Genomic DNA, 22,431 nt, shown 5'->3' with positions numbered 1-22,431 from the left:
GAGAAGTGGCAGTCATGGCACGACGCGGGATTCTGGGCCGCCCACGACGCGATTACCGCACCCCCGAGCCGCACCCCTCGGGCGCGCGGCCGCCGAAGATCCCGGGCGAGCTGGTGCCCGAGCACGTGGCGATCGTCATGGACGGCAACGGCCGCTGGGCCAAGGAGCGCGGCCTGCCGCGCACCGAGGGCCACAAGGTCGGCGCGGAGCGCGTGCTGGACGTGCTCCAGGGCGCGATCGAGATGGGCGTGGGCAACATCTCCCTCTACGCCTTCTCGACCGAGAACTGGAAGCGCTCGCCCGACGAGGTGCGCTTCCTGATGAACTTCAACCGCGACTTCATCCGCAAGACGCGCGACCAGCTCGACGAACTCGGCATCCGCGTGCGCTGGGTGGGCCGGATGCCGAAACTGTGGCGGTCGGTGGCCAAGGAGTTGCAGATCGCCCAGGAGCAGACCAAGGGCAACGACAGGCTCACGCTGTACTTCTGCATGAACTACGGCGGCCGCGCGGAGATCGCGGACGCGGCGCAGGCACTGGCGGAGGACGTGAAGGCCGGCCGGCTCGACCCGTCGAAGGTCTCGGAGAAGACTCTCGCGAAGTACCTGTACTACCCGGACATGCCGGACGTGGACCTGTTCCTGCGCCCGTCCGGTGAGCAGCGCACGTCCAACTACCTGATCTGGCAGAGCGCTTACGCCGAGATGGTCTTCCAGGACGTCCTGTGGCCGGACTTCGACCGCCGCGACCTGTGGCGCGCCTGCCTGGAATTCGCCCAGCGGGACCGGCGGTTCGGCGGGGCGATCCCGAACGAGGAGCAGAAGCAGGCCTAGTGGACGGGGGTCTGGGGGCGCAGCCCCCAGGCTGCCGTCACCCCTTCGCGGCGCACTCCCCGCACGTCCCGAAGATCTCGATGGTGTGGGCGACGTCCACGAACCCGTGCTCCTCGGCGATGGAGTCCGCCCACTTCTCCACGGCCGGGCCCTCGACCTCGACGGCCTTGCCGCAGACGCGGCAGACCAGGTGATGGTGGTGGCCGCTGGAGCAGCGGCGGTAGACGGCCTCGCCCTCGCTGGTGCGCAGCACGTCCACCTCGCCCGCGTCGGCGAGGGACTGCAGCGTGCGGTAGACCGTGGTCAGGCCGACCGAGGCGCCGCGGTGCTTGAGCATGTCGTGGAGTTCCTGCGCGCTGCGGAACTCGTCCACCTCGTCGAGCGCGGCCGCCACCGCGGCCCGCTGCTTGGTGGCCCGTCCGCGTACCGGGGGACCGGCGGTCGCCACAGTTGCCTCCTCAAGCTCGCGTGAACACGCACTGCACGTGCTGCCACGCCAATTGTGCCAGGCCCCGCGAACGGGGCTGTACGGGTCGATCATCGGGATCGGTCCGTACAGCCCCATGATCGTCAGACCTGGACGTCGGCCTCCGGCCGCAGGGTGCAGCGTTCGGCCTCGGCGGTGCGGTCCGCCCGCCGTCTCGCCAGCGGGGTGGCGACGGCGGTGAGGGCGATGAACACGCCGATCGCCATCAGCACGATGGTCGCGCCGGACGGCACGTCCACGTAGTACGAGGTGACGGTGCCCGACAGGGTGACCAGCACGCCCACGGCCACCGCCATGGCGAAGGTCGTCGCGAAGCTGCGGGCGATCTGCTGCGAGGCGGCCACCGGGATCACCATCAGCGCGCTGACCAGCAGCAGGCCGACGACGCGCATGGCGACGGTGACGGTCACCGCGGCGGTGACCGCGACCAGCAGGTTCAGCAGCCGCACCGGCAGCCCGGTGACGCGGGCGAACTCCTCGTCCTGGCAGATGGCGAACAGCTGCCGGCGCAGCCCGATCGTGGTGAGGACCACGAAGGCGGCCAGGATGCAGATGGCGACGATGTCCTGCTGCGAGACGGTGGTGATCGAACCGAACAGGTACGTCGTGAGATTGGCGCTGGAGCCGGTGGAGGAGAGGCTCATGAGCATCACGCCGCCGGCCATGCCGCCGTAGAAGAGCATGGCGAGGGCGATATCGCCGCGCGCCTTGCCGTACGAGCGGATCAGCTCCATCACCACCGCGCCCAGCACGCAGACGGCCGTGGCCACCCACACCGGGCTGGTGTTGAGCAGGAAGCCCAGGCCGACGCCGGTGAGGGCGACATGGCCGATGCCGTCGCCCATCAGCGCCTGGCGGCGCTGGACGAGGTAGATGCCGATCGCGGGGGCCGTGATGCCGACCAGGAAGGCGGCCAGCAACGCCCGTTGCATGAAGGGGAGATCGAGGATTTCCATCAGCTCAGGAGTCCCGTCCGGATCGGTTCCGCGGCCGGGTCGGCGTGCGGGTGGACATGGTCGTGGCCGGGCAGCGCGTGCTGGCCCACGGCCTGGGGCGGGGCGCCGTCGTGCACCACGCAGCCGTCGCGCAGGACGACGGCGCGGTCGATGAGCGGCTCCAGCGGACCGAGTTCGTGCAGGACGAGCAGCACGGTGGCGCCGCGGGCGACCTGGGTGCGCAGGGCCTCGGCGAGGACGGCCTGGTTGGCGAGGTCCACGCCGGCCATCGGCTCGTCCATGATCAGCAGTTCGGGTTCCCCGGCGAGCGCGCGGGCGATGAGCACACGCTGGTGCTGGCCGCCGGAGAGCGCGTTGACGGAGTCCTTGAGCCTGTCCGCCATGCCGACGAGCTCCAGCGCCCGCACGACGGCCTCGCGGTCCGCCTTGCGCGTCGGGCCCAGCTTGGTACGGGCCAGCCGCCCGGCGGCGACGACCTCGCGCACGGTGGCGGGCACGCCGCTCGCCGCGGTGGTGCGCTGCGGCACATAGCCGACGCGCGCCCAGTCGCGGAAGCGGCGCTGCGGGGTGCCGAACAGCTCCAGCTCGCCGCCGGTGAGCGGCACCTGGCCGACGACGGCCCGGACGGCCGTGGACTTGCCGGAGCCGTTGGCGCCGAGCAGGGCGACGACCTCGCCGCGCTGCACGGCCAGGTCGACGCCGCGCAGGACCGGGCGGGAGCCGAGCGAGGCGGTGGCGCCCCGCAGGGATATGACGGGCTGCTCCATGGCTGCTGCCTCCGTCTCGTGGGGTGAACGGGTCACTTGGTGCCGAGAGCCTTCTGCAGGGCGGCCAGGTTGGACTTCATGACCTCGATGTAGTCGTGGCCGCGGGACTTGTCCGTGATGCCCTCCAGGGGGTCCAGGACGTCCGTCTTCACCTTGAGGTCGCCGGCCAGCGTCTTCGCCGTGCCGGGGTTGGCGATGGTCTCGAAGAAGACCGTGCTCACGTGGTGGTCCGCGGCGAGCTTGTGCAGTTCCTTCATCCGGGCGGCGCTGGGCTCGGACTCGGGGTCGAGGCCGCTGATGGCCTCCTCGGTCAGCCCGTAGCGCTCGGCCAGGTAGCCGAAGGCCGCATGGGTGGTGATGAAGGTGTCCGAGGCGCGGTTCTTCAGGCCGTCGCGGTACGCGGTGTCCAGCTCGCCGAGCTTCTTCACCAGCGCGTCGGTGTTCTTCGCGTAGTCGGCCTTGTGGTCCGGGTCGGCCTCGGCGAGGGTCCTGCAGACGCCCTTGGCGACCTCGGCGTACTTCACCGGGTCCAGCCAGATGTGGGGGTCGTTGCCGCCCTCGGACTCGGAGTGCGAGTGGTTGTCGCCGGTGGTGTGGTGGTGGCCGTCCACCTCGGTGCCGTGCTGCTCCATGTCCGTGAAGGAGGCGGCGTCGGCGACGTGCTTGTTTCCGGACTGCTTGACGGCCTCGTCCACGGCGGGCTGGATGCCCTTGAGGTAGACGACGGCGCCCGCCTCGGAGAGCGAGCCGGTCTGTTTGGGGGTGAGCTCCAGGTCGTGCGGCTCGACGCCCGGTTTGGTCAGGTTGGTGACCTTGACGTGCTCGCCGCCGATCTCCTCGGCCAGGTACTGCATTGGGTAGAACGACGCCACGACCTGCAGTTTTCCATCCGCGGTGGTGCCCTTGCCGCTGTCGGGGGAGCAGGCGGAGAGGGTCAGCAGGCCCAGTGCGGCCGTCCCGGCGACGGCGGCGGTCGCGGATATTCGGCGGCGGGACCGGGACGGTCGTACGGGGCGTATCGGACGTACGTTCATGACACTCATTTTCAACAAAACTGGAAACGATTGTCAACAGCGGTTCCGTCCGAGGGCAGGGTCAAGCCAAGGCCATAGCCGATTTGATGAGAGGGGGTGCCGCGCCGGTAACCTGAATCATTCGCTGTTCGTCGTCGCAATGAAGAGAGCACCGTGGCCGCCGACAAGATCGACACCATCGTCAGCCTGAGCAAGCGCCGTGGCTTCGTCTATCCCTGCTCCGAGATCTACGGCGGACAGCGTGCCGCCTGGGATTACGGGCCGCTCGGCGTGGAGCTCAAGGAGAACATCAAGCGTCAGTGGTGGCGCTCCATGGTCACCTCGCGCGACGACGTGGTCGGCCTCGACTCGTCGGTCATCCTCGCCCGCGAGGTGTGGGAGGCGTCCGGTCACGTCGCCACCTTCTCCGACCCGCTGACCGAGTGCACCTCCTGCCACAAGCGCTACCGCGCGGACCACCTGGAGGAGGCGTACGAGGCCAAGCACAACAAGCTCCCCGAGAACGGCCTCGCCGACATCAACTGCCCCAACTGCGGCAACAAGGGCCAGTTCACCGAGCCCAAGCAGTTCTCCGGTCTGCTCTCCACCCACCTGGGCCCCACCCAGGACACCGGCTCCGTGACGTACCTGCGTCCCGAGACCGCGCAGGGCATCTTCACCAACTTCGCCCAGGTCCAGCAGACCTCGCGCAAGAAGCCGCCGTTCGGCATCGCCCAGACCGGCAAGTCCTTCCGCAACGAGATCACGCCGGGCAACTTCATCTTCCGCACCCGCGAGTTCGAGCAGATGGAGATGGAGTTCTTCGTCAAGCCGGGCGAGGACGAGAAGTGGCACGAGTACTGGATGGAGCAGCGCTGGAGCTGGTACACCGGCCTCGGCATGCGCGAGGAGAACATGCGGTGGTACGAGCACGCCGCCGAGAAGCTCTCGCACTACTCCAAGCGCACCACTGACATCGAGTACCGCTTCAACTTCGGCGGCACGGAGTTCTCCGAGCTCGAGGGCATCGCCAACCGCACGGACTTCGACCTCCAGGCCCACGCCAAGGGCTCCGGCCAGGACCTGTCGTACTTCGACCAGGAGGCCGGCGAGCGCTACTTCCCGTACGTCATCGAGCCCGCGGCCGGTCTGAACCGCGCCATGCTCGCGTTCATGCTCGACGCGTACAACGAGGACGAGGCCCCCAACGCCAAGGGCGTCATGGAGAAGCGCACCGTGATGCGCCTCGACCCGCGCCTGGCCCCGGTCAAGGTCGCCGTCCTGCCGCTGTCCCGCAACCCGCAGCTGTCCCCGAAGGCCAAGGGCCTCGCGGCGGACCTGCGCAAGAACTGGAACATCGAGTTCGACGACGCGGGCGCCATCGGCCGTCGCTACCGCCGCCAGGACGAGATCGGCACGCCGTTCTGCGTCACCGTCGACTTCGACACCCTCGACGACAACGCGGTGACCGTGCGCGAGCGCGACACGATGAAGCAGGAGCGCGTCTCCCTCGACCAGATCGAGGGCTACCTGGCCGCTCGCCTGCTCGGCTGCTGACGTTCCGCAACACCTGAGGGCCCCGTTTCCCGCTGCGGCGGGGGCGGGGCCCTCGGGTTGTACCGTCAGGCCTTCCAGTCTGCGGTGTCCAGCTTGCAGTCGAATGGGGCGGGGACGTGAACGGTGCCGCCGAACTCGATCCGAGTCGCGGCGCGATAGCCGTGCTCGGAGGGGTTCGAGTATACGACGACGATCCCTTGGAGGACGTCGACGAGTACGTAGACGGGTACGCCTGCCTTGCCGTACACCTCGGCCTTTTCTCCGCGATCGGCTTCTGCTGTCGAGGGCGAGGTCAGTTCGCCGACGAGAGACAGCGCCTCGCCCGGGAGGAAGATGCTGTCGACTTGTACAGCCTCCTCATCCGCAATGTGCAGGTCCGGACCGTAGGCCTTTGACTGACCCTCGAACCGGTACAGGTTGGGGTAGCCCCACGCTCGATGCCCCTCGGGCGCGTGTGCACCCAGTTGCTCAATGAGAGCATCGAGGATGCGGTTGTAGCTGGGCTTGGACCACGGTGACACGACGACCTTCCCCCCGATGATCTCCGTGCGGTAGCCATCCGGGAGACCTGCATCGACCTGCTCAAGAATCCTGCACAACTCCTTGAACCCCCCTCGGGGTTCCGGAAGCTCGTCTATCGACTGCGGCGGTGGTGTCTCGACCATGACTGCCATGATGCTCCTCCTTCGTTGAGTGAGCGCTGCGACACTCACCGTAGGGACCCCCACTGACAGTCCGGGCCTGTCGCTCACCCGTTCAGGTGGCATCAGTTGCACCCCGGAACGGGCACCAGCGTGATGGTCCACCCTGACCTGCGCACTTACCGTGTGAGTCATGCAATCCGCCTTCCTGCTGCGCCCGTTCCGCGGTGCCGGCCGCGCCGCCGCCCTGCTCGCCGTGGGTGCCCTCGCCCAGCTCCCGCCGCTGCTCGTCCTCGCCCTGCCGTGGCTGCCCGGCGGACCGACGCAGGTGCTGAGCGTCCTCGCGGCCGTCCTCGTACCGCTCGCAGCTCTCGTCGCCGCGACACCGCTGCTGAGCGCGGCGCAACGGGCCCGTCTGCGCACCCGGTTCGGGGTGGACGTCCCCGCGCCGGCCAGGGCCGGGGGTGTACAGCCGTGGCTGCGGTCGGAGGCCACCTGGCGCCAGGTGCGCTACCACCTCGTGGTGGGGCCACTGCTGGCGCTGGCCGGTCTGTGCGTGCTGCTGCTGTGGACGGCGGCGGGGGTGGCCGCCACCACGTACGTCTGGATCTGGGCGGTTCCGCCCGAGCACCGCTACGCCCTCACCGACGTCGTCCAGGACGGCTACGTCACCGCCGCCGGCCTCGCCGCGCTGTACGCCGCGGCCCGGCTCGCCACGGCCGTCGCCCGGCTCGACGCCCGCGCCGCCGCGAACCGCCTCGGGCCCAGCCGCACCGAGCAGTTGGCGCGCCGGGTGGCGGACCTGACCGAGCGGCGGGCCGAGGTCGTCGCCGCGACGGACGCCGAACGGCGGCGCATCGAGCGGGACCTGCACGACGGCGCCCAGCAGCGCCTGGTGTCGCTGGCGGTCAATCTCGGCCTGGCAAAGGCCACTTTGCCTGATCTGCCCGATGATGCCCGCAAGGTCATCGACGAGGCGCACCGCGAGGCGAAGGACGCCATCGAGGAGCTGAGCAACCTCGTCCGCGGCCTGCACCCGGCCGTCCTGGAGGACCGCGGCCTGGACGCCGCCCTCTCCGGCATCGCCGAACGGGCCCCGCTGCCGGTGCGGTTGACGGTGGACCTGCCGCAGCGGCCGTCGCCCACGATCGAGGCCGTGGCCTACTTCGTGGTGTCCGAGGCACTCGCCAACGTCGTCAAGCACGCGCGGGCGAGCAGGGCGGATGTGAGCGTGGAGCGGATCGGGGAGATACTGCTCGTCGTCGTCTCCGACGACGGCGTGGGCGGAGCCGACTCCTCCGGGGGCACCGGACTGACGGGTCTGGCGAAGCGCGTCGCGTCGGTCGACGGCACCTTCTCGATCAACAGCCCCGTGGGGGGCCCGACCGTGGTGACTGTGGAGCTGCCGTGCGCGCTGTGATTGCCGAGGATTCCGTCCTGCTCCGGGTGGGCCTTGTGAGGGTCCTGGAGACGGCCGGATTCGAGGTGGTCGCGGAGACCGGCGACGCCGAGGCCCTGCTGGCGGCGGTCGACGAGCACCGGCCGGACCTGGCCGTGCTCGACGTCCGCATGCCGCCGGGCTTCCAGGACGAGGGCGTACGGGCCGCACTGGCCGTCCGCGCCCAGTGGCCGCGGACAGCCGTGCTGCTGCTGTCGCAGTACGTGGAGGAGCGGTACGCGACGGACCTGCTGACCGGCGAGACGGCGGGCCTCGGCTATCTGCTCAAGCAACGGGTCGCGGACGTCGAGGAGTTCATCGAGGCGGTACGGCGCGTGGCGGCGGGCGGCACGGCGCTGGACCCGCAGGTGGTCTCGCAGCTCCTGGTGCGCCGCCACTCCGACCCGCTGGACCGCCTGACGGCCCGCGAGCGCGAGGTCCTGGCCGCGATGGCGGAGGGCCGCTCGAACGCGGGGATCGCGGAGCGGCTGGTGGTGAGCGAGAGTGCGGTGGCGAAGCACATCAACAACATCCTGGCGAAGCTGGACCTGCCGAGGGCGGATGCGGATCACCGGCGGGTGCTGGCGGTGCTGAGGTTCTTGGGGGTGGCCTAGCGCCCCTGACGGGGCGCGCCCCTTACGGGGCGCGAAGCCCCCGCAGGAGTAGCGTGCAAACCGCCTCGAACGCCCCGTCGATGCCGGGGCGTTCCCATTCCCCCGCGTACGACGGGTCGTGGAAACGACCCGTCGCGTCCCACAGCGCCCGTGCCGTGACACGGGGTTCGTCGGAGACGAACTCCCCGTCCCGCACCCCGTCCTCGACGATCCCGGCCAACTGCCCGATCATCGTCTCGATATGCCGCTCGACGGTGCCGCTGTTCTCCTCGGCCAGCACCATGTACGTGGCGAACAGCTCAGGATCACCGCCCGCCTTGCGCCGCTTCGCGGCGAACAGGCCGGCGAGCCACGCGCGCAGCCGCTCCCCGGCAGGGGCGTCCCCTTCCGCGACGGCGGACAGCTCCGTGTGCGTCTGGCCGAGCCATCGGTCGGTCACCGCCTCCCGCAGGGCCGCCTTGCTGCCGAAGTGCCGGTAGACGCTGCCGTGGCTGACACCGAGCGCCCGGGCCACGTCGACCACGGTGGCCTTGGCCGGGCCGAAGCGGCGCAGCACGTCCTCGGTGGCCTCCAGGATGCGGGCGGGGGTGAGGGTCTCGGGCGCCATGGCGGGGGAACGGTCCTTTCGGTCGCAGTGGTCGCCGACCGGACGAGCGTAACGGGCCGTTCCGGACCCGTACGCCGCCCGGCAGGGCTCACCGCTCGCTGTCCAGGTGGACCATCTGCGCGGCCGGGTAGCGCTCGCCCGCGGCGGCGCCGGCCGGCACGGCCTCCTCGATGGCGGCGACGTCGGCCGGGCTCAGGGTGATCTCCAGGGCGCCGAGCGCCTCGGCGAGACGGCCGCGGCTGCGGGCGCCGACCAGCGGGACGATGTCCTCGCCGCGCGAGAGCACCCAGGCGATGGCGGTCTGCGCGACGCTCGCGCCCCGCTCCTCGGCGACCTTGCGCAGCGCGTCGGCCAGGTCGAGGTTGCGCTGGAGGTTCTCGCCCTGGAAGCGCGGGCCCCGCTGCCGGAAGTCGTTCGCGGCGAACTTCGTGTCGCGGTTCATATGGCCGCCGATGAGGCCGCGGGAGAGGACGCCGTAGGCGGTGATGCCGATGCCCAGTTCGCGGCAGGTGGGCAGGATCTGCCGCTCGATGCCGCGCGAGAGCAGCGAGTACTCGATCTGCAGGTCGGTGATCGGGGCGGCGGAGGCGGCCCGCCGGATGGTCTCGGCGCCCGCCTCGGAGAGGCCGATGTGGCGGACGTATCCGGCCTGGACGAGCTCGGCGATGGCGCCGACGGTCTCCTCGATCGGCACGTCGGGGTCGACGCGGGCGATGCGGTAGACGTCGATGTGGTCGACGCCGAGGCGCTGCAGCGAGTAGGCGGCGAAGTTCTTGACCGCGGCCGGGCGGCCGTCGTAGCCGAACCAGGCGCCGTCGGGGCCGCGCAGGGCGCCGAACTTGACGCTGGTGAGCGCTCTTTCGCGGGCGGCGGCGGGCGCGGTGCGCAGGGCCTCGCCGATGAGCAGCTCGTTGTGGCCCATGCCGTAGAAGTCGCCGGTGTCCAGCAGGGTGATGCCGGCGTCGAGGGCGGCGTGGACCGTCGCGAGGGATTCGGCGCGGTCGGCCTCGCCGTAGAGGGCGGACATGCCCATGCAGCCGAGGCCGAGGGCGGAGACGCGGGGACCGGTGGTGCCGAGGGGGCGGTGCTGCACGGGGACTCCTTCGGAGGGCGGCGGGCGGTACACCACAGCATGCCGCATGGAATGACAGATTTCAATATCTGTCATTCCATGCGGCATGCAACGACCCCGCGACCGCCCGGCTCAGCGCATGGAGCGCGGCAGCCGCAGGCTCAGCACCACCGTGACCGCTGCCGCCGCCAGCTGCACGGCGAGCGTGACCGTCAGGGCGTCGCGCATCCCCGCCGAGGGCGCCAGCGACAGGAAGAGCGTCCCGAGCGCGGCCACCCCCAGCGCCTGGAACGCCTGCTGGGTGGTGGTCACCACGCCGCCGCCGACACCCGCCTGGGCGACCGGCACCTCGCTGAGCATCGTGCGCATCGTCAGCGGGAACAGCAGCCCCTGGCCGAAGCCCTGGACGGCCAGCGCCGGGGCGAGGCCCCAGCCGGTCAGCCCGTGCCAGCCCCAGTGGAAGGTCGCGATCAGCATCAGCAGCCCGGCGGCCTGGAACAGCGCACCGGCCGTCACCACCCGCCGCCCGTGCCGCGCGGCGAGACGCGGGCCCGCCAGCGAGGCGACGAAGAAGGCCAGGCACAGCGGCACCAGCGTCAGACCCGCCGCCATCGGGCCCATCCGCAGGCCCTCCTGCAGCGCCACCGCGATCGCGAACATGAAGCCGCCCCAGCCCAGGCAGAACGGCATGACCAGGGCCAGCCCGCTGCGCACCGAGTGGATCCGCAGCAGCGACGGTGGCACCAGCGGCGTCCGCCCGGCCCGCTCGGTGCGCAGCTCCACCGCCAGGAACGCCCAGGCCGCGAACGGGAACACCGCCAGCAGCACCCATGACCACACCGGCCAGCCCGCGGCCCGGCCCTCGGTCAGCGGCAGCAGCAGTGAGACCAGCGTCACCGACAGCAGCGCGGTGCCCGGCCCGTCCACCCGGGTGGGGTGCTCCGAGCGCGTCTCCGGCACCGACCGCAGCGCCAGCACCAGCGCGGCGGCCGCGACGGGCGCGTTGACCAGGAAGATCGACCGCCAGCCGGTGCCTGCGATGTCCAACGAGACCAGCACGCCGCCCAGCACCTGGCCGACCGCGCTGGTGACGCCGGCCGTCGAGCTGTACCAGCTCATCGCCCGGACCCGGGCCGCGCCGCTCGTCGTGGCCTGGATGCTCGCGAGCACCTGCGGCAGCAGCAGTGCCGAGGCCGCGCCCTGCGCGACCCGGGCGGCGACCAGCGTCCAGGCGTTCGGCGCGAGGCCGCACGCGATCGAGGTGACGCCGAAGGACGCGATCCCCCACAAGAACAGCTGGCGGCGGCCGAACATGTCGCCGAGGCGTCCGCCGAGCACCAGCAGCACCGCGTAGGCCACGCCGTAGCCGCCGACGACCATCTCCAGCAGGGCCGGACCGGCATGCAGGTCACGGTCGATCGTCGGCAGGGCCACGTTCACGATGAACGCGTCCACCATCGGCAGCGCCGCACCGAGCAGGACGGTCAGCAGGCCCAGCGGGCTCAGCACGGGCGCGGCGGAGGAGGCGGGAGAGGGGGACGGGGAGGCAGGGGCGCCCACTCGGGGCCGGACACGGGTCGCTATCGGGGTTTCGCTCACGGACATGACAATGCCGCCCCGCCCAGCCTGGTACCAGAGTGTCTTTATCCTGGTACCCGGACTACCTGGCACGCTGATCGACCGTGCCGCACCCTGGAGGGCATGACCACGATGGTGCTGGAGAAGACCGCCGCACAGACACAGGCGGCCACCGCGGACGACGTACGGCGCGCGGAGCTCGCCGCCTTCCTGCGCAGCCGCCGCGAGCGCATCACCCCGGAGCAGGTCGGCCTGCCCCGCGGCGTCCGCCGCCGCACCCCCGGGCTGCGCCGCGAGGAGGTCGCGCACCTGGCCGCCGTCGGGGTCACCTGGTACACGTGGATGGAGCAGGCCCGCGACATCCAGGCCTCCGGACAGGTGCTGGACTCCGTCGCCCGGGCCCTGATGCTCGGCCGCGACGAGCGCTCCCACCTCTTCGCCCTGGCGGGCGTCGCCGACCCGCTGCCCGAGGCCGCGTACACGGACGTGCCCGAGGCGCTGCTGCAGATGCTGGAGCAGCTGGAGCCCTTCCCCGCCTGCGTGCAGAACGCGCGCTACGACATCCTCGCCTACAACCGCACCTACGGCCGGCTGCTGTGCGACCTCGACGCCATGCCGCCGCGCGACCGCAACTGCATGTGGCTCTCCTACACCCACCCCCAGTGGCGGGAGGCGCTCGTCGACCGCGACGAGACGATGCGGCTGATGACCGCCAGGTTCCGCGCCGCCATGGCCGAGCACGTGGCGGAGCCCTCCTGGAAGTGCCTGGTCAAGCGGCTGCACGACGCCTCGCCGGAGTTCCGGGAGATCTGGGCGCGGCACGAGGTGGTCACCGACCAGTCACCGCGGACGAAGGCCTTCCAGAACCCCCGCGTGGGCCTGCTGCGCGTCAAGCACACCAGCCTGTGGCTCGGCCCCGGCCCCGGCCCGCGGCTGAGCAGCTACACCCCGGTCGACGAGGAGACGCGCGAGCGGATGGAGCGGCTGCACCGGCTGGTGCTGGAGGAGGAGCGGGCCGGCGCTTCCGCCGGATGAGGGACAATGGACGGTCGTCCCCCCAGTCCCCGCACGACGTCCGTACGACTCCGCACGACATCCGTACGTCTCCGCACGACCGAGGAAGCCTCTCCATGACGCAGCTCCAGATCGGCCCGCACTCCGTGCAGCCGCCGGTGGTCCTGGCCCCGATGGCGGGCATCACCAACGCGCCCTTCCGCACGCTGTGCCGTGAGTTCTCCGGCGGCAAGGGGCTGTTCGTCAGCGAGATGATCACCACCCGGGCGCTGGTCGAGCGGGACGCCAAGACCATGCGGCTGATCCACTTCGACGGGACCGAGAAGCCCCGTTCGATCCAGCTCTACGGCGTCGACCCGGTGACGGTCGGCAAGGCCGTCCGCATGATCGTGGACGAGGACCTGGCCGACCACATCGACCTCAACTTCGGCTGCCCGGTCCCCAAGGTCACCCGCAAGGGCGGCGGCTCCGCGCTGCCGTACAAGCGCAATCTGCTGCGCTCGATCCTGCGCGAGGCCGTGGGCAATGCCGGGGCGCTGCCGGTGACGATGAAGATGCGCAAGGGCATCGACGACGAGCACATGACCTACCTCGACGCCGGACGTATCGCCGTCGAGGAGGGCGTGACCGCCATCGCCCTGCACGGCCGCACCGCCGCACAGCACTACAGCGGCACCGCCGACTGGTCGGCCATCGCCCGGCTGAAGGAGGCCGTGCCCGAGATCCCGGTGCTCGGAAATGGCGACATCTGGTCGGCGGAGGACGCCGTGCGGATGATGCGCGAGACCGGCTGCGACGGCGTCGTGGTCGGCCGCGGCTGCCTGGGCCGGCCCTGGCTCTTCGGCGACCTGGTGGCCGCCTTCGACCCCGCGGGCCCCGGCGCCCCGGCGGCGCCGGACCTGCGGATGGTGGCGAAGGTGATGCTGCGCCACGCCGAGCTGCTGGGCCAGTGGCTGGAGAGCGAGGAGCGGGGCGTCGTCGACTTCCGCAAGCACGTGGCCTGGTACACCAAGGGCTTCTCGATCGGCTCGGAGCTGCGCAGGAAGCTGGCCGTCGCCTCCTCGCTGGCCGAGCTGGACGCTCTTCTGAGCGCGCTCGACCTGGACCAGCCGTGGCCGGCCGGCGCGGACGGTCCCCGGGGCCGTACCTCGGGCCGCGACCGCGTGGTGCTGCCGGACGGCTGGCTGGACGATCCCTACGCGTGCGCGGTCGTCGGAGCGGACGCCGAACTTGACACTTCCGGGGGATGACGGGGGTTGGCGAGGGCGTGATTCTCGCCACCTCTGATCAGGGTCCCGCTCAGATGAGCGTTTGAGACGGGCCTGCACCTTTCCAAGGGGTGGCACTGCGTGCCACCCCTTGTGTCTTCACTTCTTGACCACCCCATGCAGGAATTCTCGACGTGGCGTGGTGCCTCGAATACTTTGCGCCATTCTGCCTTCAAGATGTGAAGGATGCGGGTGGGCGCCGGATCCGGCAGTGTCACTTTCGATCTGCTGGCAGACGGGCTGATGCGCCCATGGTTCGTCCGAGTGGACCTCCTCAGATGCCTTCGATCTGGGTACGCTCCCCGCCGTCAGGGCAGCCCTCCCCACCTGCGTCCGGGAGGCACCAGTGAGGAGTCGAGTCCCGTGCCGGTAAACGAAGATCGCCAGAAGTTCGTCTACGACTTCACCGAGGGCAACAAGGACCTCAAGGACCTGCTCGGCGGAAAGGGTGCCAACCTCGCCGAGATGACCAACCTCGGTCTGCCCGTCCCCCCGGGCTTCACCATCACCACCGAGGCCTGCAAGGTCTACCTGGAGAGCGGCACGGAGCCCGCCGCGATGCGCGACGAGGTCACCGCCCACCTGGAGGCCCTCGAGGCCGGGATGGGCAAGAAGCTCGGCCAAGCCGACAACCCCCTGCTGGTCTCCGTCCGTTCGGGCGCCAAGTTCTCCATGCCCGGCATGATGGACACCGTCCTGAACATCGGCCTCTCCGACGAGTCCGTGGGCGGGCTCGCGGACCAGGCCGGCGACGAGCGGTTCGCGTGGGACTCCTACCGCCGCCTCATCCAGATGTTCGGCAAGACCGTGCTGGGCGTCGACGGCGACCTCTTCGAGGAGGCGCTGGAGGAGGCCAAGCAGGCCAAGGGCGTCGCCACCGACGTGGAGCTCGACGCGGCCGATCTCCGCACGCTGGTCGGGGAGTTCAAGCAGATCGTCGCCAAGGAGACCGGCCGGGACTTCCCGCAGGACCCGCGCGAGCAGATGGACCTGGCCATAAGGGCGGTCTTCGACTCCTGGAACGGTGAGCGGGCCAAGCTCTACCGCCGCCAGGAGCGCATCCCCGGCGACCTGGGAACGGCCGTCAACATCTGCTCGATGGTCTTCGGCAACCTCGGCCCCGACTCGGGCACCGGCGTCGCCTTCACCCGCGACCCCGCCAGCGGCCACCAGGGCGTCTACGGCGACTACCTGCAGAACGCCCAGGGCGAGGACGTCGTCGCCGGCATCCGCAACACCATGCCGCTGGCCGAGCTGGAGCGCATCGACAAGGCCTCCTACGACCAGCTGATGCAGATCATGGAGACGCTCGAGACGCACTACAAGGATCTGTGCGACATCGAGTTCACCATCGAGCGCGGCAAGTTGTGGATGCTGCAGACCCGCGTCGGCAAGCGCACCGCGGGCGCGGCCTTCCGGATCGCCACGCAGCTCGTCGACCAGGGCCTGATCGACGAGGCCGAGGCGCTGCAGCGGGTGACCGGCGCCCAGCTGGCGCAGCTGATGTTCCCGCGCTTCGACGAGAAGGCGAAGACGGAGCTGCTCGGCCGGGGCATCGCGGCCTCGCCGGGTGCGGCGGTCGGCCGGGCGGTCTTCGACTCGTACACCGCCGTGAAGTGGTCGCGTTCGGGCGAGAAGGTCATCCTCATCCGCCGTGAGACCAACCCCGACGACCTCAACGGCATGATCGCCGCCGAGGGCATCCTCACCTCGCGCGGCGGCAAGACCTCGCACGCCGCCGTCGTCGCCCGCGGCATGGGCAAGACCTGCGTCTGCGGCGCCGAAGAGCTCGAAGTCGACACCAAGCAGCGGAAGATGACCGCTCCGGGCGGGATCGTCATCGAGGAGGGCGACGTCGTCTCCATCGACGGCTCCTCCGGCAAGGTCTACCTCGGCGAGGTCCCCGTCGTGCCGTCCCCGGTCGTCGAGTACTTCGAGGGCCGCATGCACGCCGGCGCCGACGACGCGGACGAACTCGTCCAGGCCGTGCACCGGATCATGGCCTACGCCGACCGCATGCGCCGGCTGCGCGTCCGCGCCAACGCCGACAACGCCGAGGACGCCGCGCGCGCCCGCCGCTTCGGTGCCCAGGGCATCGGCCTGTGCCGCACCGAGCACATGTTCCTCGGCGAGCGCCGCGAGATGGTCGAGCGGCTGATCCTGGCCGACCACGACGAGGAGCGCGAGGAGGCCCTCGGGGCCCTGCTGCCGCTGCAGAAGGCCGACTTCGTCGAGCTCTTCGAGGCGATGGACGGACTTCCGGTCACCGTGCGGCTGCTGGACCCGCCGCTGCACGAGTTCCTGCCGGACATCACCGACCTGTCGGTGCGCGTCGCCCTCGCCGAGGCCCGTCACGAGCCGCACGAGAACGACCTGCGCCTGCTGCAGGCCGTGCACAAGCTGCACGAGCAGAACCCGATGCTGGGCCTGCGCGGCGTCCGTCTCGGCCTGGTCATCCCCGGCCTGTTCGCCATGCAGGTACGGGCCATCGCCGAGGCCGCGGCCGAGCGGCGCAACGCCAAGGGCGACCCGCGCGCCGAGATCATGATCCCGCTGGTGGGCACCGTCCAGGAGCTGGAGATCGTCCGCGAGGAGGCCGAGCGGGTCATCGCCGAGGTGGAGCAGGCCAGCGGCACGCGGCTCGGGCTCACCCTCGGCACGATGATCGAGCTGCCGCGCGCCGCGCTGACGGCGGGTCAGATCGCCGAGGCGGCCCAGTTCTTCTCGTTCGGCACGAACGACCTCACCCAGACCGTGTGGGGCTTCTCGCGCGACGACGTCGAGGCGAGCTTCTTCACCGCGTACCTGGAGAAGGGGATCTTCGGGGTCAGCCCGTTCGAGACCATCGACAAGGACGGGGTGGGCTCGCTGGTCCGCGCGGCCGCCGAGGCGGGCCGGGCGACCCGGCCCGACCTCAAGCTGGGCGTGTGCGGTGAGCACGGCGGCGACCCGGAGTCGGTCCACTTCTTCCACGAGGTGGGACTGGACTACGTGTCCTGCTCCCCGTTCCGCATCCCGGTGGCCCGCCTGGAGGCCGGTCGCGCCGCCGCGGCCTCGGGAGGGAGCGACAGCCGCTGACGCTGCCGGTGCGCCCCGTAAGGGGCGCGGTCTCACTCACGTAACCGCACCGAAACGGTGGAACCCCCACCGCGCCGGAGGCGGCATGGCGAAGGGGCGGCGCCCGTGCGGGAGCGCCGCCCCTCTTTACTCCCCCACCGGGAGTTGTTGCCGCCCGCATCGGCTCGGGCGGCAACTCGCATACTCAGCGGCCGCTTATTCGCTCGCCACCCCCCACGGGAACGAGCGGGGGCGGCCCCGAGTGCGTGAATAGCATTTCGCTTGTGCGATGTTCGCCGCGAGTCCTTTCAACTGTGGCCAAAAGGGCGTGGTAACAGCTCGTATCGGTGTGCATACTCAGTGAGCGGGGGGTGGTTGCGGATGTCTCATGTGGGGGTTTGGTGCTGCGTGTCCATTTCACTGGACTCGATCTGGCCCGGTTGCGCCTGGCCGGAGACCCGGACGTACTCTGGGAAACCGTTCTGAGCCTGCACCGCCTCAGGGACAAGCAAGGCGAATCGATCTACGGCGATTGGCGCTCGGAAACCCGCGCTCGGTTGAATGGTGAAACGCGGCTCCTGGCCCCGCTGGTTCCGTCCCGGGGTTATTTCCCGGACTTCCTGACACCACCAGAAGGACTGGACGGACTGGAGTCCGGCGTCGCCGCCCTGCGGGCCACCCCGGCCGAGCGGGTCCACGAGGAGCTGTCCCGGCTGTCCACGGTGCGCACGCTGCCCGCTTGGATACGATCGCTCGGCGAGGGCGACGCCCGCGCGTTCGGCAAGCTGATCGGCGCGCTGCACACCTATCACGAGGCCGCCATCGCCCCCTACTGGGCGCACATCCAGGCCCGGATAGAGGCCGACCGGGCCGTGCGCGGCCGGGCGCTGCTGGACGGCGGGGCGGATGCGCTGCTCTCCTCGCTGCCGCCCACGATGCGCTGGCGGGCGCCGGTCCTGGAGGCCGACTACCCGGTCGACCGCGACCTGTACCTCAACGGCCGCGGGCTGCTGCTGGTCCCGTCGTTCTTCTGCCGGCGCACCCCCGTCGCCCTGCAGAACCCGGACCTCACGCCCGTTCTGGTCTATCCCGCCCGGCACATGTCGGAGCCGTCGTCGTGCGTGCAGACCCCGCCGCGCTCGCTGGGCAAGCTGGTCGGCCACACCCGGTCCGCGGTCCTGGGGTCGATCGGGGGCGGCTGCACGACGAGCGAACTGGCCCGGAGGGTGGGGGTGTCGGCGGCCTCGGCCAGCCAGCACGCCGGGGTGCTGCGCGAGGCCGGGCTCGTGCTGACCCTTCGGCACGGGAGCGCCGTGCTGCACACGCTGACCCCGCTCGGTGCTGCGTTACTGCGCGGCGGCCACCGCCCGCCGCAGCCCTCGCGGGGGCGGACGCCGCTGGCGGAACGTTCCACCCAGGCCACCCTGTAGCCCGGGCAAGGTCAGAACGCAGGTTCGAGGCCTCGTATACGCTGACCGCGTCTGAACTGCAGGAACGGAGCACGCGCCGCCATGTCTTCCGGCCCGGATGTCACGGTCATCGTCGCCGCCTACAACGCCATGCCGTACGTGACCCGCAGCGTCACGTCCGTCCTGCGGCAGAGCCTGGGTGCCGACCGCATCGAACTGATCGCCGTCGACGACGGCTCGACGGACGGCACGGGCGAGGAGCTGGACCGCCTGGCGGCCGGCGCGCCCGGCATGCAGGTGGTCCACCAGCCGAACTCGGGCGGCCCCGCCGGCCCGCGCAACCTGGGCCTGGAGCGGGCCACGGGCCGCTATGTGTTCTTCCTCGACGCGGACGACCACCTCGGCCCCGAGGCGCTGGAGCGCATGGTCGCCGCCGCCGACGAGAACGGCTCGGACGTCGTCCTGGGCCGGATCGTCGGGGAGGGCGGCCGCCGCGCCCCGCGCTCGATGTTCGGCCGGAACCAGCCGAAGACGGACGTCTTCGCCTCGCGGGTGTACTGGACGCTCAACCCCATGAAGCTCTTCCGGCGCGAGCTGGTCGAGCGGCTCGGGCTGCGCTTCGACACCGGCCTGTCCATAGGCGAGGACCAGCCGTTCACCGCCACGGCCTACCTGGAGGCCGCCGCGATCTCGGTCGTGGCCGACCACGACTGCCTGTACTGGGTCGCGCGCGAGGACGGCAACAACATCACGGCGCAGCCGCACGGCACCCGGATGCGGATGGATCTCTTCCGGCGGATGGCCGAGCTCGTCGCGGACCACGTGGAGCCGGGCCCCCGGCGGGACACGCTGCTGCACCGGCACTTCGCCGTGGAGCTGCGCGACGCCGTACTGCAGTGGTGCCGCGAGCCGCACCGCGACGTCCAGGCGAAGCTGCTGGCCGAGCTGGGCGAACTGATCGCGCCGTACTACGGGGAAGGGCTGGCGGCCCGCCTGCCGGCGGTGGTGCGGCTGCGCTGCCACCTGATCCGACAGGGCCTGCTCGACGAGCTGTTGACGCTGGTCCGGTGGGAGCTGGACCGCGGGGCGGCGAGCTACGGCATAACGACCGTGGCCGCTGCGGACGGAGGGGAGGCGGAAGAGGGTCTCCTGGTCGAGGACGGGCACGCGTACGCCCGTTACCCCTACTTCCGCGACTCCACCCTGAACATCCCCGACGACTGCTACGACATCACCTCGGAACTGCGCGTCCGCCACGAGGTCACGTCCGCGGCCCTCGGACTGGGCGGGCTGCGCCTGACCGGTCACGCCTCCGTCGACCGCATACCCGCCGCCGGGACGACGGCCGTCCTGATCCTGCGCCGGCGCGGGACCGGGGACGAACGCCGCTTCCCGGTGCACGGGACGGACGGCGCCTTCGATGTCACGGTCGACGGCGCGTCCCTGCCGGCGGGCCTGTGGGACCCGGTCCTGGCGGTGAACGCGGCCGGCATCACCAAGGAGGCCCGCCTGGGCAGCCGGCGGGCGGATTCCGTGACGACGAGGACGACGACGGTGGTGACCGCGCAGGGCACGGCGGTTGCCCTCTATACGACGAAGCCGTACGGGAACCTCACGCTGGACGTGGGGGAGACGCGGCACCGGGTGCCACCGCACCTGGCGGTGACGGGAGTTGCCTGGGCGGCCGCCGCCGGGCCGGCCACCCTGGCCGTGAACGTCCGCTGTACGCTGGCCGGTTGGCCGGCCGGCGCGCTGACCGTCCGGGCCGAGGGCCCGGACGGCGCGGAGCTCACGGTACCGGTGGACGGGGACAGGGCGCTGCTGCCGCTCGCGGGGGCGGGGGAGTGGCGGGTCACCGTGCGGTTGGCCGCGGGGGACGGTGAGTGGACGATTCCCGTACCGCGGCAGCCGGGGCTCGGTACCGCGCGCTGGCGGCGGCGCGGCTTGCCGTGGTACGCGAAACCGCTTGCGGGGCGGGAGGCGTTGACCCTGCGGGTCGGCCGGGTGGACTTGTGGAAGGCGCTACGGGGGCGGTTGGGCTAGCGCCCCGTGAGGCCGGCGCCCCGAAGGGGCGCGGGGAACTGCGCGACCAGCCACGACGCGCCCGCAGGTGACGTTCTCGGGGCTGTGCCCCGGACCCCCTGGGGCGTTGTGTGTCGGCTGCGGGCCGGTGGGGGCTGGTCGCGCAGTTCCTCCCCCAGCTACCGCTGGGGGTACCCCCAGCGCCCCTTACGGGGCGCGCCCCTTCGGGGCGCTCAGGTGATCCGGAACCGCAAGCGGCAGATCACCGCATCCGTGTCCCGGCGCACCGCGTGCGCCACCACCGTGCCCCGCTGGTTCTGCAGCAGGCGCTGCCAGACGTGGGCCGGCTCGACCTCCGGGATCAGGACCGTCACCCGGTTGTCCGGGTGCCGCTCCGACAGGTCGCGCACATACCGCACGATCGGGCGGCCCAACGAGCCCGCCTGGGCGGGCAGTTCGACCAGGCTCACGCCGGGGTTCCACAGCTCCCAGTCGCGCCGCAGCGACTCCGCGTCGGGGTGCGCGACCGTCACGGCCACGACCTCGTCGCCGAGCGAGACCGCGGCGGTCAGCGCCTTGCTCGTCAGGCGCGAGAGCGACGACACCGGCACGACGACCACCGAGTGGCAGCGGCGCGGCGGTTCGGGCACCCGGCCCAGTTCCAGACGCTCGCCGATCCGGCCGTACGCCCGGTGCACGGCCTCGAAGGCCAGTACCAGCACCGGCAGCGCCAGCACGATCAGCCAGGCGCCCTCGGTGAACTTGGTCGCGGTGACGACGACCGCCGACACACCGGTGAGCACGGCGCCGAAGCCGTTGAGGAGCGCCTTGCCGAGCCAGCCGGCCGAACGTTCCTGCCGCCAGTGGCGGACCATGCCGACCTGGCAGATGGTGAAGCCGACGAACACGCCGATCGAGAAGAGCGGTACGAGCGTGTTGACGTCGCCGCCGGAGAAGATCAGCAGCACCGCGGAGACGGCGGCCAGGGCGAGCACGCCGTGCCGGTGGACCTGGCGGTCGGCCTTGAGGCCGAAGACGTGCGGCAGGTAGTTGTCGCGGGCCAGCAGCGCCATCAGCACCGGCAGCCCGCCGAAGGAGGTGTTCGCGGCGAGCGCGAGCAGGATCATCGTCGCGAACTGCACCACGTAGAACGCCCAGTTGTGGCCGAGCGAGGCGTCCGCGAGCTGGGCCAGGACGGTGACGCCCTCGACCGGCTGCAGGTGGAAGCGGCCGATGAGGACCGACAGGCCGATGAGCATGATGCCGAGCAGGGCGCCGAGCGCCACCTCCGTGCGCTGCGCGCGCCTGGCGCGCGGGGCGCGGAAGGACGGGACGGCGTTGGCGACGGCCTCGACGCCGGTGAGGGCGGAGCAGCCGGCGGCGAACGCCTTCAGGAGCAGCAGGGCGCCGACCGCGGTGGCGTTGCCGGCGAGCGCCGACGCATGGCCGTGCGCGGCCGTGGTGCTGGCGGGGGCGCTGCGGAGGAGGCCCATGACGATCATCAGCAGGATCGAGCCGACGAAGACGGCGGTCGGCACGATGAAGGCCTTCGCCGACTCCACGATGCCGCGCAGGTTGACGGCCGTGACGACGACGAGCACGCCGAGGCAGAGCCACACCCGGTCGCCGTAGAGGGACGGGAAGGCGGACGTCAGGGCGGCGACGCCGGCCGTCACGGAGACGGCCACGTTGAGCACGTAGTCCAGGATCAGGGAGGCCGCGGTGACCAGGCTGGTGCGGCGGCCCAGATGCCGCTTGGCGACCGCGTACGAGCCGCCGCCGTCCGGGAAGGCGGCGATGACCTGGCGGTAGGAGGCGACGAGCACGGTCAGCAGGGCGGCGATCGCGAGGGTGACCGGCAGGGTGAAGCCGAGGCCGTGCGCGCCGGCGGCGGCCAGCACCAGGACGATCGATTCGGGACCGTAGGCCACCGACGCCATGGCGTCGAGGGACAGGGCCGCGAGGCCCTGGGTGGCGGTGAGCCGGTGCCGGTCCTCGGCAGCGGCGCCCGCGCCGGTATCCGGCGGTTCGGCGGGGCGTCCGTCCGTTTTGGCCAGCATGGACATGTCTTGTCGTACCTCCGTGACGTGGAACGCCC

At 71.2% G+C, this 22,431-nt stretch carries 18 protein-coding genes; 9 read left to right on the top strand and 9 right to left on the bottom strand.

The features are described from left to right. Window positions 1-14 precede the first annotated feature (14 nt). Window positions 15-833, top strand: coding sequence for an isoprenyl transferase (locus HG542_RS16960; RefSeq protein WP_171082259.1), 819 nt, complete (start codon window positions 15-17; stop codon window positions 831-833). Window positions 834-870: 37 nt separating this feature from the next. Here the strand turns inward: HG542_RS16960 and HG542_RS16955 are convergent, their stop codons facing one another. The 4 genes from HG542_RS16955 to HG542_RS16940 form a co-directional block, all read right to left on the bottom strand. Then, window positions 871-1,281 (bottom strand): Fur family transcriptional regulator, encoded by a 411-nt coding sequence (locus HG542_RS16955; RefSeq protein WP_171082257.1) that lies wholly within the window; start codon window positions 1,279-1,281, stop codon window positions 871-873. 122 nt (window positions 1,282-1,403) lie between these two features. Then, window positions 1,404-2,276, bottom strand: coding sequence for a metal ABC transporter permease (locus tag HG542_RS16950; protein ID WP_171082255.1), 873 nt, complete (start codon window positions 2,274-2,276; stop codon window positions 1,404-1,406). Next, on the bottom strand, window positions 2,276-3,043 hold the full coding sequence (locus HG542_RS16945) for a metal ABC transporter ATP-binding protein (RefSeq protein ID WP_171082254.1): 768 nt from the start codon (window positions 3,041-3,043) through the stop codon (window positions 2,276-2,278). The genes HG542_RS16950 and HG542_RS16945 overlap by 1 nt, the downstream gene beginning before the upstream one ends. Window positions 3,044-3,075: 32 nt before the next feature. Continuing rightward, entirely contained in the window at window positions 3,076-4,077 is a 1,002-nt protein-coding gene (locus HG542_RS16940) for a metal ABC transporter substrate-binding protein (protein WP_171082252.1), read from the bottom strand. A gap of 153 nt (window positions 4,078-4,230) precedes the next feature. Between HG542_RS16940 and HG542_RS16935 the strand changes: the two genes are divergently transcribed. Then, a complete protein-coding gene (locus HG542_RS16935) occupies window positions 4,231-5,613 on the top strand; it encodes a glycine--tRNA ligase (protein WP_171082250.1) in 1,383 nt (460 codons plus the stop codon). A gap of 65 nt (window positions 5,614-5,678) precedes the next feature. Here HG542_RS16935 and HG542_RS16930 read toward each other — a convergent pair whose 3' ends face one another. Then, on the bottom strand, window positions 5,679-6,287 hold the full coding sequence (locus HG542_RS16930) for a Uma2 family endonuclease (RefSeq protein ID WP_229922823.1): 609 nt from the start codon (window positions 6,285-6,287) through the stop codon (window positions 5,679-5,681). 160 nt (window positions 6,288-6,447) lie between these two features. Here HG542_RS16930 and HG542_RS16925 point away from each other — a divergent pair, with 160 nt between their 5' ends. Together HG542_RS16925 and HG542_RS16920 are read left to right on the top strand one after the other, a co-directional pair. Beyond that, entirely contained in the window at window positions 6,448-7,674 is a 1,227-nt protein-coding gene (locus HG542_RS16925) for a sensor histidine kinase (RefSeq protein ID WP_171082248.1), read from the top strand. Then, complete coding sequence (locus tag HG542_RS16920; RefSeq protein WP_171082246.1) at window positions 7,662-8,306, top strand: response regulator transcription factor; 645 nt, start codon at window positions 7,662-7,664, stop codon at window positions 8,304-8,306. Before HG542_RS16925 ends, HG542_RS16920 begins: the two co-directional genes overlap by 13 nt. Window positions 8,307-8,328: 22 nt before the next feature. On the opposite strand, the gene HG542_RS16915 is transcribed toward HG542_RS16920, so the two are convergent. The 3 genes from HG542_RS16915 to HG542_RS16905 all read right to left on the bottom strand — a co-directional run bounded on the left by HG542_RS16915 (window position 8,329) and on the right by HG542_RS16905 (window position 11,590). After that, complete coding sequence (locus HG542_RS16915; protein WP_171082243.1) at window positions 8,329-8,913, bottom strand: TetR/AcrR family transcriptional regulator; 585 nt, start codon at window positions 8,911-8,913, stop codon at window positions 8,329-8,331. 88 nt (window positions 8,914-9,001) lie between these two features. Then, entirely contained in the window at window positions 9,002-10,006 is a 1,005-nt protein-coding gene (locus HG542_RS16910) for an aldo/keto reductase (RefSeq protein ID WP_227723536.1), read from the bottom strand. Between the two features lie 111 nt (window positions 10,007-10,117). Next, window positions 10,118-11,590: an MFS transporter gene (locus HG542_RS16905; RefSeq protein WP_171082239.1), complete on the bottom strand. Its 1,473-nt coding sequence runs from the start codon at window positions 11,588-11,590 to the stop codon at window positions 10,118-10,120. A 96-nt stretch (window positions 11,591-11,686) separates the two neighbouring features. Between HG542_RS16905 and HG542_RS16900 the strand changes: the two genes are divergently transcribed. From HG542_RS16900 to HG542_RS16880, 5 genes are all read left to right on the top strand, one after another. Continuing rightward, window positions 11,687-12,598 carry a helix-turn-helix transcriptional regulator gene (locus HG542_RS16900; RefSeq protein WP_171082237.1) on the top strand — a complete coding sequence of 304 codons (912 nt, stop codon included), beginning with the start codon at window positions 11,687-11,689 and terminating at the stop codon, window positions 12,596-12,598. Window positions 12,599-12,693: 95 nt separating this feature from the next. Beyond that, entirely contained in the window at window positions 12,694-13,827 is a 1,134-nt protein-coding gene (gene dusB, locus HG542_RS16895; RefSeq protein ID WP_171082235.1) for a tRNA dihydrouridine synthase DusB, read from the top strand. A gap of 282 nt (window positions 13,828-14,109) precedes the next feature. Further along, window positions 14,110-16,923, top strand: a complete 2,814-nt coding sequence (gene ppdK / locus HG542_RS16890) for a pyruvate, phosphate dikinase (protein WP_373313187.1) — start codon at window positions 14,110-14,112, stop codon at window positions 16,921-16,923. Between the two features lie 380 nt (window positions 16,924-17,303). Beyond that, a complete protein-coding gene (locus tag HG542_RS16885) occupies window positions 17,304-18,332 on the top strand; it encodes an ArsR/SmtB family transcription factor (protein ID WP_171082231.1) in 1,029 nt (342 codons plus the stop codon). A gap of 81 nt (window positions 18,333-18,413) precedes the next feature. Continuing rightward, window positions 18,414-20,354 carry a glycosyltransferase family 2 protein gene (locus HG542_RS16880; protein WP_171082230.1) on the top strand — a complete coding sequence of 647 codons (1,941 nt, stop codon included), beginning with the start codon at window positions 18,414-18,416 and terminating at the stop codon, window positions 20,352-20,354. Between the two features lie 212 nt (window positions 20,355-20,566). Here the strand turns inward: HG542_RS16880 and HG542_RS16875 are convergent, their stop codons facing one another. Next, entirely contained in the window at window positions 20,567-22,399 is a 1,833-nt protein-coding gene (locus HG542_RS16875; protein ID WP_171082228.1) for an APC family permease, read from the bottom strand. Window positions 22,400-22,431 lie beyond the last annotated feature (32 nt).

The sequence above is a fragment of the Streptomyces morookaense genome, assembly GCF_013030945.1.
GTDB lineage: Bacteria > Actinomycetota > Actinomycetes > Streptomycetales > Streptomycetaceae > Streptomyces > Streptomyces morookaensis.
Note: the sequence above shows the minus strand (reverse complement) of the source record. Positions and strands in the feature narration are given on the sequence as shown.